Genomic DNA, 14,367 nt, shown 5'->3' with positions numbered 1-14,367 from the left:
GGCGCCCGTTTCACATGGAGGGATATCCAGCCCATGAGTATTCCTGCCCGGATCAGGGACGATCTGCCGTTCCTCACCGCCTTGCGCCGCGATCTGCACGCCCATCCCGAACTCGGTTTCGAGGAGGAGCGCACCGCCGGTATCGCCGCAAAGGTTCTTGAGGAGGCCGGCATCGCCGTGCATCGCGGGCTTGCCGGCACCGGCGTGGTTGGCACGCTGCAGGTCGGCAATGACACGCGCAGGATCGGGTTGAGAGCCGATATGGATGCGCTCGCCATGCCTGAGATGGCGGAGCGGCCCTATAAATCGACAGTGCCTGGTAAGATGCATGCCTGCGGCCATGATGGCCATACGGCAATGCTGCTCGGCGCCGCGCGGTATCTGGCGGCGACGCGGAATTTTTCCGGCACCGTGCATTTTCTCTTCCAGCCGGCCGAAGAAGGCCGCGGCGGGGCGAAGCGCATGGTCGAGGAGGGGCTCTTCCGGCTTTTTCCCTGCGATGCCGTCTATGGCCTGCACAATATGCCGGGGCTTGCGGTCCACGAGATCGCCGTGGTCGAGGGACCGCAGCTCGCCTCCTCCGACAGCTGGCGCATCACCTTTCGCGGGGTCGGCACGCACGGGGCCAAGCCGCATCTCGGCCGCGATCCGATCACGGCAGCCGGTACTTTCCTATCATCGCTGCAGACGATCGTCGGCCGCGTGGTCGACCCACTGCAGCCGGCGGTCGTCAGCGCCTGCTTCCTGCAGACGGGCGATGCCAAGGCGTTGAACGTCATTCCCGATATTGTGGAGATCGGCGGAACGGCACGGGCCTATTCGCCTGAGGTGCGTGACCAGCTGGAGGCAGAGATCGCCCGGTTGGCGAGTGGGACGGCTGCGATGTACGGCGTATCGGCCGACTATCGTTTTGAGCGGCGCATACCACCTGTCTTCAATGATGCGGATGCGACATCACGGGCGCTTGCCGCCGCCGGCATCGTCTTTGGTGAAAAAGTGCGGAGGAGTTTTCCGCCATCGACGGCCGGAGATGACTTTGCCTTCTTCGCGCAGAACGCGCCGGGCTGTTATGTCTGGCTGGGCAATGGACCGGCGGTTGACGGTGCGCTGCACCACAACACGGCTTATGATTTCAACGATGAGGCGCTTGGATACGGGGCGGCTTACTGGGTGGCGTTGGTGGAGGGGGAGTTGAAGGTTTAAGCGATGTCCATTGCTCCGTTTTCGCTGTTTTGCGGCGCTGTGGCAGTCACGCACGACTTTTCGGAACTGAGGCGTCGTTCCACACTAGTTGACGGGCCAGACAAATAGCAGCGCCGGCACGCTGACGAGAATAATCAACGCCGACAGCGGCAAGCCGAGCCGCGGATAATCGGAAAACTTGTAACCGCCAGGACCGAAGACGAGCGTGTTGCACTGATGGCCGACAGGCGTGAGGAAGTCGCAACCCGCGCCAATGGCCACCGCCATCAGGAAGGCTTCCGGTTTGAAGCCTAGACCCGTTGCAAAGCCTGCGGCGATCGGTGCCATGACAAGGACCGTTGCAGCGTTGTTGAGGAAGGGAGTAACGGCCATGGCGGTCACCAAGATCAGGCCGAGCGCACCCCATGCCGGCAGGTTCATCGCCGCCCCACTCAGCCAGCCGGCAATCAGATCGCTGCCGCCGGAGGTGCGCAAGGAGTCGGAGACGGGAATAAGGGCCGCGAGCATCACGAGGATCGGTCCATCAACCGATTTATAGACATCGGCAAGTGGAACAGCTCGAAAAACGACCATGCCCAGGGCGGCCGCGAAGAAGGCCACCGGAATCGGCGCGAGGCCGGCCGCGGTCGTTGCCATCGCGAGCGCCAGGATAAGAAGCGGAATGAAGGCGCGGCGGCGGGTGCCGAGCAGCACCTCGCGCTGTGCGAGTGGCAGCAGGCCGAAATCCTGCAGAAGGGCAGTCAGGCTTTTCCGGTTGCCTTGCAGAAGGAGCACATCACCGGTGCTGATGGTCAAGTTTCCAAGACGTTCCTTGAGGCGTTCACCGCGCCGGCTAATCGCCAAAAGGTTGACGCCGCGCGTGTAGGAAAGCGCCAATTCTTTGGCCGAAAGGCCAGCGAGGGATGATTCCTGACTAACGATTGCCTCAAGCGAAATGATGTCTGCTTCCGGATGGCCGCCTTCCGCCAGAGGCTTGCCGGAAAGCTTCAATTTCCCCTGGGATACAATGCGGTCCATCGCTGCCGATGGACCTTCCAGCATGATAATATCCTCAGTGCGAAGCGTGAGATCAGGGAATGCAGCCATTCGGGTACCACCCCGCAGCACAGCCGTGGCTATGACCTCACCATCACCGAGCTTCAGGAGATCGCTCAAAGCCTGCTCAACCAGAGTTGACTGGTCTGTGATCGCGACTTCGCTGGTGTAATTCTTGATTTCGATTGCATCTTCAATCGAGCTGTTCTGCTTGGTGCGGCTTGGCACCAGCCAGTGGAAGAACAAGAGGAAGGTGATGCCAACAATCGTGAGAACACCACCTGTCGGCGTGAAGTCAAACATGGTGAAGGAGGTCCCCGTCATCTCCTCCCGCAATCGTGAAACGACGATGTTGGGCGAGGTGCCAATCTGCGTCATCAATCCGCCAAGTAAAGCGGCAAACGACATCGGCATCAGGTATTTTGAAGGAGAGGCGCCGGATTTTTTCGCGAACTTGAAGGCGACCGGCATCATGATAGCAAGCGCGCCGATATTTTTAATGAAAGCAGAAAGCATCGCCACCGCAATCATCAAGAGCGCAAGCTGCGTGTAAAACGTGTCCAGATTCGGGAAAAATCTCTTGATTGCCGAATCCACAATGCCTGACCGCGCTACGCCTGCGCTGACGACCAGTGCGCTGCCAACGATAATGACGATGTCATCCGAAAATCCGGAAAACGCTTTTTCCGGCGGCACAATGCCGGTCGCGACTGCCAGTACAAGCGCACAACACGCGACAACATCATAGCGGAAGCGATCCCATATAAAGACCGCCATCATGAGCCCGATGACAGAAAAGGCGATTATCTGTTGTGTTGTCATACGGCCCTGGGAAGAGGCTGGGATGTTGCGGACAGCCGAGCTGAAAATGATATTCAGAAACGCTGTAACGTTGTGCAAGTTCCTCGGCACCAACTCCGGGGCTCGAACCTCTGGATCTGCGGAGATACTCTCGGTTTTACGAGAAAAACCTCAACCTCCGATAAGGTTTTCCCCGGCGGCACCTCACCCATTTTGGTGATGGAACTAAACTGCTCAGCCGTGGTTCGGCGAGCTTTCACGGTTTCGAAGCATAAGGGAAATCCTTTGAACGAGCTGCATCACGAATTCCAGCTACGAAGAGATTTTCTGCCGAGAGCCGAGGAGGACCAGTGGCCTCAACCTGAGCCTGCGGCATTGTCGGTGCACAGTCCACCGGACCTGCAAAGATCGCTGTCGCCCCGCCCATTAGTGGTTGATCTTGACGGCACGCTGGTGCGGTCCGACCTGCTAATTGAGGCGGCCTTCTCGGAGCTTAGCCGTCGGCCCCATTCGATCGTCGATTTCATCAGGTCGCTTTCCGCCGGAAAGGCATGTCTGAAGCACCGCCTGTCTCAGCCAGCGGACTTCGATCCATCCATCCTTCCTTATGACGCGGAAGTGCTGAAGGTCATCAAGACCGCACGGGAGGAGGGGCGTTCGGTTTATCTCGCTTCTGCAACCCACGAGCGCCTGGTTTGCGCGGTTGCAGACCACCTCGGCCTCTTCACCGGCTGGTTTGCAACAAGCGAGACGATGAATTGTGTCGCCGAGCTAAAGGCGGCAAAACTCGTCGCCGCCTTCGGAGAGGGTGGCTTCGACTATATCGGCAACGACTCGGCCGACTTGGCAGTCTGGCGCCACGCCGCAAAGTCTTATGCCATAAGGACATCGGCGGCAGTTGCGCGAGCGCTTTCGTACCAATGCGAGAACGTCGAGCATCTGAGCCACGACAAACCGACATGGCGGATTTGGGCGCGTTCGTTGCGAGTGCATCAATACGTCAAGAACGCGTTGGTATTTGTCCCGCTGCTGACAAATCAACTCTTTGAACTCCATAGCCTTGCGAATGCCTGCTTGGCTTTGGTGGCTTTTTCGCTCTGTGCCTCGGGCGTTTATCTCCTGAACGACTTGGTCGATCTGCAGGACGACCGCCGCCATAAAACCAAATGCCGCAGACCCCTTGCCTGTGGCGAGATACCGCTGTCGCGCGCCGTTCTGGCAATCCCGATCCTGCTTTTGCTGGCGCTAACGGTCGCCGCCATGGTTTCATCCGTCTTTGTGCTCGTGCTGGCGGGATATTTCGCCTTGACCACCGCCTATTCTTTCTTCCTCAAGCGGAAGATGATCCTGGACGTGGTGGCTCTCGCCTCCCTTTACACCACACGGGTGATCGGCGGCGCTGCCGCCGTCTTGGTGTGGCCATCTCCCTGGCTGCTTGCCTTCATGATGAGCTGGTTTCTCTCGCTCGCTTTGGTGAAGCGATACACCGAGCTCATTTCGCGACGCGCCGCGCACCTGCCGGACTCCAGAAACCGCGATTACAGGAAGGCGGATATCGGTATGGTGGGTGCCCTGGCAGCTGGAGCAGGAATGAACGCGCTGACGTTATTTGCCCTCTATGCCGCAAGCGACAGTGCCCAAGACATCTACACTAGGCCAGCTTTGCTGTGGTTGGCCGGGCCGATCCTTGCCTGCTGGATTGCCCGCATCCTCATGCTCGCCCATCGGGGGCAGATGCATGACGATCCAGTCGTCTTCGCGATGAAGGACAAGGTCAGCCTTGCCACGCTCGGCGTTGCCGGCGCACTTGTCATCGCCGCGATGTGAGGTGGTCGCATGGGTCGTCAGTCTTCAGAGCGAAGCACTTCTGCCAGCCTCGCAACCCGCTACCTCGCCTTTGCCATGCTCTCCACGGCCGCCAATTTCGCGGTCCAGGCTAGTGTCATGCAGCTGGCCCCGTCGCCGAGCCTCATGCCATCTATGCTCGCAGGGACTGCTGCCGGCTTCGGCTTGAAATACGTCCTCGACAAAAGATGGATCTTCTTCGACGGCTACACGTCATACGGCGACGAGATGCTCAAGGTGGCGCTTTACGGCCTGTTCAGTGTCCTGACGACGCTCATATTCTGGGGGTTTGAAATTGCTTTTTGGACGGTCTGGAAGACGGACCTCGCAAAATACACCGGCGGAGCGCTCGGCTTGGCGATCGGCTACATCTCCAAATACGCATTGGACCGGAAATTCGTCTTCAAACCAGAGGAGGCGTGACAAACTCATGGAGGGCTGGGGACGCTATCCGCACCATGAGAGCGAGGCAATCGACTGCCGGCTGCCGGAGGCGCTTGCAGGCACCGTGGCGGCTCGCGTGGGACTGATCGGGCGCGGAAATGGGCGCTCGTATGGTGACGCGGCGATCGGCGAACACTCCACCTTAATGTGCCGTGGGCTGAGCCGGATGCGGAGCTTCGATCCCACCAATGCGACGCTGACCGTGGAAGGGGGCGTAATGCTCTCGGACATTCTGCGCTCGTTTGTCCCGAGAGGCTATTTTCCGCCTGTGGTACCGGGCACCAAATTTGTCACGGTCGGCGGGATGATCGCCTCCGACGTGCACGGCAAGAACCATCATCGCGACGGCGGGTTCGGTGACCATGTCAGCGAGCTCAAGCTGGTGGTCGCCGGCGGAGAGATCCTCACCTGTAGCCGCACGCGCAACCCTGAGCTTTTCTTCGCGACGGTCGGTGGCATGGGCATGACCGGGATTATCGCGGAAGCGACCTTCCGCTTGAGACCGATCGAATCCGGCTGGATCGCGCAAAAGACGATCGTCACGAAAAACCTTGGCGAGGCGTTGAAGGCGCTGCAGCAGACCGAGGATGCCACTTATTCGGTCGCCTGGATCGATTGCCTTTTGCAAGGCGCTTCCCTTGGACGCTCGCTGATTTTCGCCGGCGAACACGCGTCGCTGGACGAGGTCGGCGGCATGCCGAAGGCCGATCGTTTTGCAGCGAAAAACGAGGGGAGGTTTTCACTGCCATTCGATCTGCCGCAATGGGCGCTCAACAAAACAAGCGTAGCAGCCTTCAACGAGCTTTATTTCAGGGCGGGAGCGCGAAAGGCAGCCAAGACGTCGCTGGTCCACTGGGATAAATACTTCTTTCCACTGGACGGTATCCTCGAATGGAACCGGCTGTATGGCAGGAGGGGCTTTCTGCAGCATCAGTGCGTGGTTCCTGCCGAGGATGCGCTGGCAGTCCTGAGTGGCATTCTCGAGCGCTTTGCGCGCTCGGGAAAAGGCTCCTTTCTTGCCGTTCTGAAGAAGCTGGGCCGCGGGAGCGGGCTGCTGTCCTTTCCTGCCCCGGGCTACACGCTCGCACTCGACCTTCCCGTCACGCAGGAAGTGTTCCGGCTGCTCGACGAAATCGACGAGCTGGTTGTCAAGGCAGGGGGGCGGCTCTATCTCGCCAAGGATGCACGACAGTCACGTCACACATTCGAGGCCGGTTACCCTCGGTTGGCTGCGTTCAAAGAGCTACGCAAAATAACGGGCGCCGATCGTCGCTTTAATTCCCGCTTGGCAAAGAGGCTCGGCATATGACGGGGATCTGCAAGACATTGCTCCTGATAGGCGGGACGTCGGATATCGGTCGCGCGACGGCGCTGATCTATGCGGAGGCCGGATGGAATGTGCTTCTCACCGGACGAAAGCTCTCCGCCGTACAGCGCGAAGCCGACGACATCAGCGCGCGGACCGGCGCTAATGTCCTGGTTCACGAACTCGATATCCTCGCCACGAGCCACTTCGAAGATTTTGTAGGCCTCGTTTCGCCTCTGCCCGACACGGTGGTCTGCGTTGTCGGCGAACTGGGCGAGCAGTCTCGCGCTGAACGGCAGCTCGAGCACGCCGCCATGATCATGCGGACGAACTTCGAAGGACCAGCTTTGCTTCTTGGCCTTCTGGCAGAACGTTTTGCGGCAAGGGGATCAGGTACCATCGTCGGCATAAGCTCCGTCGCCGGAGATCGCGGACGCGCGTCCAACTATGTCTATGGCGCCGCAAAAGCCGGGTTGACCGCCTACTTGTCCGGCCTGCGAAACCGGCTGTCCGGGTCCGGCGTGCGGGTGCTCACCGTGAAGCCGGGGTTCGTTCGGACACGCATGACGCATGGCATGAAGCTGCCGCCGCTTCTCACAGCCGAACCTCGGGAGGTCGCGCAGAAGATCTTTACTGTCGCGGAGGGAGGCAGAGGCGGGGACGTCGTCTATGTCAGACGCATATGGCGGCCGCTCATGACGGCGATCCAGTTAATCCCGGAACCGATCTTCAAGAGGTTGCGGCTGTGACGGAACCAGGCAATCACGCCGCTTACGCGGCCATCGGAAGGAGCGCAGGTGCCAGCAGGCGACCGGCGGCGAGGATACGGCGGTTGCTGTCGGCCGAAGGCGCAATCATTCTAACAGCATTGGCCTGCGCGGCCATGCTTGCCCTGCCCGGGAGGACCATCAACGCCGCCTTTATCAATGACGTGCTGGTCTTTATCGACGGTGCGCACCGCATCACGTTCGGTCAGGTGCCGAATCGCGATTTCCACACGGCGCTCGGGCCACTCGTCTTTTATCTTCCGGCGGCTGGATATCAACTGACGGGGAATTTCGGCGCTGCCATACCGGTCGGAATGGCTATTGTTGTCGTCGCCTTCATCCCGGCGATGATCCGCATCCTCGTGTCCCGCCTCAGCCTGTCATTGGCGGCCGCGCTCGGCATATTCCTCATTCTCATCCTCGCGGCGCCGATCAATCTCGGCAGTTCCATCTGGTATCCTTCCTTCGCGATGTTTTACAACCGCATCGGTTGGGTCGCGCTTGGCCTGCTGCTGGTGATGTATCTGACGCCGCAGCCCGCGCGCGATGCCGCCGATGCTCTTGCCGCCGTCTTTCTTCTGCTCGTCTCATTCTACACCAAGGCGACCTACGGGCTTGCTGGAACCGCCTTTCTCGTGATCATCCTATTGGATCGGCAGCAGCGCCGCTGGGTCGTGACCGCCCTGCTGCTGACGGGGCTGGCAATGATCGCCATCGAGTTTTTCTGGCGCGGAACCGCTCAGCACATTGAGGATCTGCGGGCGGCGGCGCGTGTCAGCGGCGGCCATGACCTCGGCAGCATCCTGAAGAACCTACGTGAGAACCTTTCCGACCTCGTCGTATTTGCGACCTTCGCTTTGATCGCCATCTGGCAAACCCGCAGCTTCCGCGATTTTCTCTTCTCCGGGTTCTGCGTAGGCGCTGGCTTGGCGATCATCAACCAGAACGCCCACAGCTGGGGCATCATCACGCTCTACTGCGGTGCAGTCGTTCTGGCGCAGAAAGCCGCGTGGCTTCAGCAAGGCGATGAAGGGGGAAGGGCGGGAGGTTTGGCTCTTCCTGCCACGGCTCTGCCGCTGCTTGCGACCTTATTCCTGTTGCCGCCGATCGTACACCACGCCGCAGCTCTCATTCTGCATACATCGCTTGCGGCTGAGAAAGCCGGGCAATCTCTCGGGCTGCCGCGTTTCGACGATGTTCGGGAGATCGATCCGCCCGGCGGCGAGCCTGACTTCATAAGGCGTTATCTCGACGACATCATCACCGGGGGAAGTCTGCTGCAGGCATTGCCGGTACCGCCGGAGCGCATTTTCGTGCTTGATTTCGCCAATCCTTTTTCAGCGGGGCTCGGCATTCGTCCGCCTACCGGTGACTCCGCATGGTTTCACTGGAACCGCAATATCAACGAGAAAGCCTTCATCCCACCGGAAGTGCTCTTTGCGGATGTAAAGTTCGTCATGGTGCCAAAAACAGGAATCAACAGCCTGCCGCTGCAGGCGCTGTACGGCCCGTTTCTTTCGGCTCGGTTCGAGGTCGTTCAGAAAACATCCGAGTGGACGATCTATCAGTGGCGCCAGGCGAAGTCGCAAAGCGAGGTGCAGTGACTGAGACGGAAAGGTCGGTGGAAACGGCAGACGCCGCATCGCCCCTGGCGTCACGGTTGAGCCGGCCGTGGGTTGTCATCGTCGGCATGGGTTTCGTTCTCGCCGCCCTTCTCGCTTTGCCTGGCCGAACGGCGACGACCAAGTACGTCAACGACCTCTTCGTTTTCCTGGATGGTGCTCATCGCATCGTGCGTGGCCAGGTGCCGAATGTGGATTTCCATTCGTCGCTCGGGCCGCTGACATTTTATATTCCCGCTGCCGGCTATGGCTTGTCGGGCAATCTGGGCGGCGCGATGCCGTCTGGAATGGCGATAGTGGTCCTCCTGCTTGCTGCCATTGCCGCGGAAATCGTGAGCGGCCGGATGCATAAGGCGTTCGGACTTCCGCTTGCGCTGTTCCTGCTCCTGATAGTTGCGGCTCCCGCGAATCCGGGCGAGCGGATAGGGGAGCTAACTTTTGCCATGTTCTACAACCGGATTGGATGGGCGTCGCTCGGCTTTTTGTTGGTGATGTATCTGCCTCGATTGCCGGCCGCCGGGAGTCGCAAAGCAGTCGATGCGGCATGCGCCAGTTTCCTTGTGTTGCTGATGCTCTACACCAAAATCACCTATGGGGTCGTAGGGCTTGGCTTCCTATTGTTCATGCTTTTCGATCGTCGCCAGATCGGTTGGGTGAGGTTGGCGCTGGGGATGATCGCCTTCAGCGTCATCGCGATTGAAATCGTCTGGCGCGGCGGGTTCAACTACCTTGCTGACCTTGGCCTTTCAGCAAAGAACAGCGGCGGCGTTCTGACGTTGACCGCACTCGGTCATTTGATACGGAACAATCTCGCCGACCTTCTTGTCTATCTGACAGTCGTGCTCATCGTTCTCAACCTGACGCCGAGCTATCGGCATCTGCTCTTCGTTGCCTTCTGCGGCACGACCGGAATCCTCTTGATTGGGCAGAATTTCCAGACCGTCGGTATTCTGACTCTGGGTGCAAGCGCAGCCATCATCACGGAAAGCCTCTTTCGCGCCAAGCCACTCTCCCGATTCGGGAAAGCGCGGTTCGCGCTGCCGCTACTCGTGGGGTTCCTGCTATTGCCCGCCGCCGTCGGCAACGCTGCATCATTCGCAATTCACGCCTATTACGCTGCCGGCGGCCGAGGCAAAGCGATCCCGCTGCCGGCGTTTTCCGAGATCAGGCTCGTTGAGATGTGGAGCGCCGGCCAATACGAATATTTTGAGGAATACAACAGGACACTGGTGGACGCTTCGGCCATCCTGTCGCAACTCATGTCTGGTGACGAGCGCGTCTCGGTTCTCGATTTCGTCAATCCCTTCTCCGCCGGCCTGGGGCTGACGCCGCCCGCGGGCGACAGCGTCTGGTATCATTGGGGGCGAACTCTTGGGCCGTATGATCATCTGGCCGCGGAAGAGATGTTCGGCGACGTCGATCTTATCCTCGATCCGAAATGGCCGATCGAGATCTGGACGGGCAACGGGCTGCGCGATCTTTATGCCCACTATATCGCCCGCCACTATGCGCTGGTGCGGGAGACGGCCGATTGGCGCATTTACCGCAGAAAGGCTTCCTGAGCCGGCGCAGCCTGTTTTTTCACCTCCGCGGCGATCAAGGCCGATGATCATCAGTACGAGCGCGCAGGCGCAAATCGACCCTGCGCTGCCAAACGGGTAGCAGGAAAAGCGTGTAGTGGATTCATCCGAGCGGCGAAGCCAGCGGGATGCCAACAGCACGAAGCCACTCACTGCGACGACCGCCAGGAACAGGAATGCCGAAATTAGTGGATTTTGGCGCCGTATGCTCCAGTTCTGTGTGCTCGCCGCGGCCTCGTCATCAGCATGTCGCGGAGTGGCCCTGCTGCGTCATCGCAATCCGATTGCTCCGTCTGTCTTTGACGCTTGCTAACTCTCCCTTGATGCGGATGTCCCGGCCGGTCTGCAGCAGCGCGGCCGGGCGGCCGTCCCGACTTACGACAGCTTCCTGATGGTGCTGTAAATGATGTTACGGTTGGCACCGAACCAGACTGTCTTCTCAACCGTGTTTTCCGCCGCACTACTATTGGCAATACGCCACATGTCGGCCTCGGAACGGTGGAGGAGCTCCCAGTTCATGTAGGATTCCATGTATCCGTCATCCGCCATCTCATCGGAGAAGTTGGCAAATAGAAAGACGCCGCCCGGTTTCAGCATTTCCATGCAAATCTGCGTGAGCCGGATTGCTACTTTATCGGCAAGGTAATCGTACAGCCCTGCTGCGTAGATCAGATCGAAGGTGCCAAGCTGATGTTTGCGCGCGAGCAAACCGCGCACCGATCCGTCGATAGGCTCGACAGAAGTCCCATGGAATTGGCTCGCGATCGAACCAATACTTTGCGGATCCTGATCAAGAGCAACCCAGCGCTTAAGGCGGCCTTCTGCAAGCGCCTTTGATGCCTCTGCTTCGCGAAGGTGACCCGCGGCGATTGCCAGAACCTCGGTGTCCGATCCCCTTCGCGCAGCGGTGTCATCAACGTAGCGGGTCAGAATGTCGCGACGTTCCCTGACCGCTACCGGGCCGGGCGCATTGATCGTGTATTCAAAGATATCCAGGCCGAGAAGCGTGGATCTGGCAACTTCTTCGGCGACCGCCGGATGCCCATAAATAAAGTCTATAAGACTGGCGTCACCGGAATAGCCGCGAGGTTTTTCAAAGGACCAACGAGTGAACGGGCACTGCTGCAGAATCTTTGCCGAGGGATGGGCCTGAATGAATGGAATGAGCTTTTGCCATACAGCAGTACCGAATTTTTGGCGGACGTCATGAAGCTGGCCGATCAACCACCTGACTGCACCAGGCAGGTCTTTCCCGGCGCTGAACCGCTGCATTGCAATGTTGATGAGAATCGCAAACTCGGCCTCTGCCGTCCGCAGGAGGTCCGTTTCATTATCGTGGTGAGGTGAGGGGAACTTTTTGCTGACTGACTGCGGTGTAATCAAGCTTTGGCCATCAAGAGAAAAGAGGGGCTGAGCCACGGAAACCTCATTGGGGATAATGATTTAAACATTGAGTAAAATCTTCATCATTCTCATGAAGGTCAAGCGTCAAGGTTGGGGCGCAGTCGAAGTGCACGTCTTAATTTTAGAAAATATTAGTGAACCCGACAGATACTCTGCCCGCCGGAAGCTCGGTGCAGCGTTATCGGTTGATGTGGAGTCTGCGGGGGGCTATCCAGCGTTAGCTGGCAGTCTGCGTAGGGCAATGCTGCATTATTTTGGGTGGCAGGGGCATGATGCACGTGTTAGCCGAGACCGCAGTCGCCACCATAGGGCCGACGCTATCGTCAGAACAGTTGCGTCGCCTGTACAAGCAGAAGAGCGAGAGCGGCCGAAAGACCGCTACGCGCAGCGGCCTCTGGATAGCGGTGGCTGCTTACCTTGCATACTCTTTCACTGACTACCTTTTTATTGGCGATGTCGTCCGGTACACGATCGCCGGCCGATTGGCGGTTGGCGTCGGTGCGATATGCATGCTGGAGCTCTTGCTCTACCGCAAAGCAAAGGCCGATACGGTCGATATGGCGGCGGCGACGTCCGTGCTAGCGGCTTATTTAGTCTGGCTTCTGACGGCACAGATGACCACGGTCAGAGACGCCTTCTCATATTACATGGTTTTTGGCTCGATCTTCATGATGAGCGTCAACTTGTTCTTCAGTTTCCGGTTTCCGCTAGCTCTTGCGGCCTCCGTAACGAACATGCTCATCTTCATCGGCGCCCTCTGTTTATTCGCGCCGATGCTGCTTCTTCATAAGCTGATCCTGGGTGCGTTCTGCATATCCTGCTTCATTTTTACCTCTTACGTGAACCTTCAGCTCAACAGAGAGCGCTATAAAGTTTTCCTGAATGCTCTTGAAGCGAGTTTGCAGCAAGCCGCCGCCGAGGAAAGGGGCAAGGCGCTTTTGCACCTCTCCAACACCGACTCGCTGACCGGCCTGGAAAATCGCCGGGCGATCGACCAACAGCTGCGTGATTATTGGCAACGATGGCAGGACCATAGGGCGCCCTTTGCCGTGCTGCTCATCGATGTCGATTATTTCAAACATTACAACGACTGCTATGGCCATCAAGAAGGCGACCGATGCCTTGTCGCTGTCTCGCAGCTTCTCCAAAGTGTGGCCTCGTCCTGGGACGCCATCATCGGACGATACGGGGGTGAGGAATTCATCCTCATCACACCAATGCTGAATTCGGAAAGAGCGACCGAACTCGCAGAAGCGATTTGTGCTGCCGTTCGAGATCTGGCTTGGCCACATGAGCACAGGCGAGACGGGACCACCGTCATCACGGTGAGTGTCGGCGTGTCCTATACCAGGGGTGAAACCAAACAGGTCGACAAGGTCATCCATGAAGCTGATCGCGCGCTTTATGCCGCCAAGGCATCGGGTCGCAACACTCTCGTGGTCTTCGATCCCGAAGACCCGCAGAGGAGCGATGACAGCGAGGATATAGCCGCGACCTTGAAAATCGCGATTGAACACGGCCTTGTCTCCCTCGTCTATCAGCCGATTCGCAACATTCAGACAGGCAAGACGGACGGCGTTGAAGCTTTGATGCGTTTGAGGATGTTGGACGGGACGCAGGTGTCACCTGCTATGTTTATTCCTGTTGCGGAAAGGACAGGTTCGATCGTTGAACTCGGCCGGTGGGCAATTCGCACCGTTTGCCGAGACCTGTTGGCGACCGGCTTGGTGCAAGTTGCCAGCGTCAACGTTTCGCCGATTGAGCTCAAGATGCCGGGTTTCGCCAGCTATGTCGCCGCGACGCTCGCAGAATTCGGCGTGACGGGCGCTCGGCTTGCTTTCGAAATTACCGAAGGCGTTGAGCTGGAAATCGACCAGACCGTGGTTCGTTGCATCAGCGACCTGAGGAGGTTGGGCGCTCAAGTCTGGCTGGACGACTTCGGCACAGGCTTCGCCGGGCTCTCGTGGCTTCGCCTGATCGAATTCGACACTGTCAAGATCGATCGATCCTTCCTCCATGATTGCCATACTGAAAAAGGCAAGAGGATGTTGCTTGACATCATCAGCCTGCTGCGCAATCTCGGCGTGAGGATACTCATTGAAGGCGTTGAGACCATTGAACATCAGCGGCTGATGCAGCAGTACGGAATCAACCAGATCCAAGGATATTACATCGGACGGCCCGCGCCGGCAGCCCAGCTTGAATCTGATAACGTGCTGCCTTTCGGCCTGGTCAGGACTCATTGATTCGAAACGTCCATTCGGAATGGGCAATGAGTTTTGTTGGTCACGGCGGCAGGCGCCCGTAGGCGTATTGCACGGCACTCCCGCTCGCTTTTGATCCGTGCGTCCCTGCCTAGA

Annotated in this window: 10 protein-coding genes; 8 read left to right on the top strand and 2 right to left on the bottom strand. The window is 58.7% G+C overall.

The genetic code is table 11. From position 1 onward, the window contains the following. The first annotated feature begins 33 nt into the window (after window positions 1–33). Complete coding sequence (locus tag AC13QO_RS23870; protein ID WP_488542047.1) at window positions 34–1,203, top strand: M20 aminoacylase family protein; 1,170 nt, start codon at window positions 34–36, stop codon at window positions 1,201–1,203. Window positions 1,204–1,287: 84 nt separating this feature from the next. Here the strand turns inward: AC13QO_RS23870 and AC13QO_RS23865 are convergent, their stop codons facing one another. Next, window positions 1,288–3,060: an SLC13 family permease gene (locus tag AC13QO_RS23865; RefSeq protein WP_488542046.1), complete on the bottom strand. Its 1,773-nt coding sequence runs from the start codon at window positions 3,058–3,060 to the stop codon at window positions 1,288–1,290. Between the two features lie 264 nt (window positions 3,061–3,324). Here AC13QO_RS23865 and AC13QO_RS23860 point away from each other — a divergent pair, with 264 nt between their 5' ends. The 6 genes from AC13QO_RS23860 to AC13QO_RS23835 all read left to right on the top strand — a co-directional run bounded on the left by AC13QO_RS23860 (window position 3,325) and on the right by AC13QO_RS23835 (window position 10,585). Then, window positions 3,325–4,866, top strand: coding sequence for a UbiA family prenyltransferase (locus tag AC13QO_RS23860; protein WP_488542045.1), 1,542 nt, complete (start codon window positions 3,325–3,327; stop codon window positions 4,864–4,866). Window positions 4,867–4,875: 9 nt separating this feature from the next. Next, window positions 4,876–5,307, top strand: a complete 432-nt coding sequence (locus AC13QO_RS23855; RefSeq protein WP_430957892.1) for a GtrA family protein — start codon at window positions 4,876–4,878, stop codon at window positions 5,305–5,307. A gap of 7 nt (window positions 5,308–5,314) precedes the next feature. After that, the gene (locus AC13QO_RS23850) at window positions 5,315–6,637 is read left to right on the top strand and encodes an FAD-binding oxidoreductase (RefSeq protein WP_488542044.1); all 1,323 of its coding nucleotides are present in this window, start codon (window positions 5,315–5,317) and stop codon (window positions 6,635–6,637) included. Beyond that, the gene (locus AC13QO_RS23845) at window positions 6,634–7,383 is read left to right on the top strand and encodes an SDR family oxidoreductase (protein WP_488542043.1); all 750 of its coding nucleotides are present in this window, start codon (window positions 6,634–6,636) and stop codon (window positions 7,381–7,383) included. Before AC13QO_RS23850 ends, AC13QO_RS23845 begins: the two co-directional genes overlap by 4 nt. Then, window positions 7,317–9,005, top strand: a complete 1,689-nt coding sequence (locus tag AC13QO_RS23840) for a hypothetical protein (RefSeq protein ID WP_488542042.1) — start codon at window positions 7,317–7,319, stop codon at window positions 9,003–9,005. The genes AC13QO_RS23845 and AC13QO_RS23840 overlap by 67 nt, the downstream gene beginning before the upstream one ends. 86 nt (window positions 9,006–9,091) lie before the next feature. After that, on the top strand, window positions 9,092–10,585 hold the full coding sequence (locus AC13QO_RS23835) for a hypothetical protein (protein WP_488542076.1): 1,494 nt from the start codon (window positions 9,092–9,094) through the stop codon (window positions 10,583–10,585). A 393-nt stretch (window positions 10,586–10,978) separates the two neighbouring features. Here AC13QO_RS23835 and AC13QO_RS23830 read toward each other — a convergent pair whose 3' ends face one another. Beyond that, complete coding sequence (locus tag AC13QO_RS23830) at window positions 10,979–12,022, bottom strand: class I SAM-dependent methyltransferase (RefSeq protein ID WP_488542041.1); 1,044 nt, start codon at window positions 12,020–12,022, stop codon at window positions 10,979–10,981. A 254-nt stretch (window positions 12,023–12,276) separates the two neighbouring features. Here AC13QO_RS23830 and AC13QO_RS23825 point away from each other — a divergent pair, with 254 nt between their 5' ends. Beyond that, window positions 12,277–14,253: a putative bifunctional diguanylate cyclase/phosphodiesterase gene (locus AC13QO_RS23825; protein WP_488542040.1), complete on the top strand. Its 1,977-nt coding sequence runs from the start codon at window positions 12,277–12,279 to the stop codon at window positions 14,251–14,253. Window positions 14,254–14,367 lie beyond the last annotated feature (114 nt).

It is taken from the genome of Rhizobium sp. CNPSo 3670, assembly GCF_057784555.1.
This window is presented reverse-complemented; position numbering and strand designations above follow the sequence as displayed.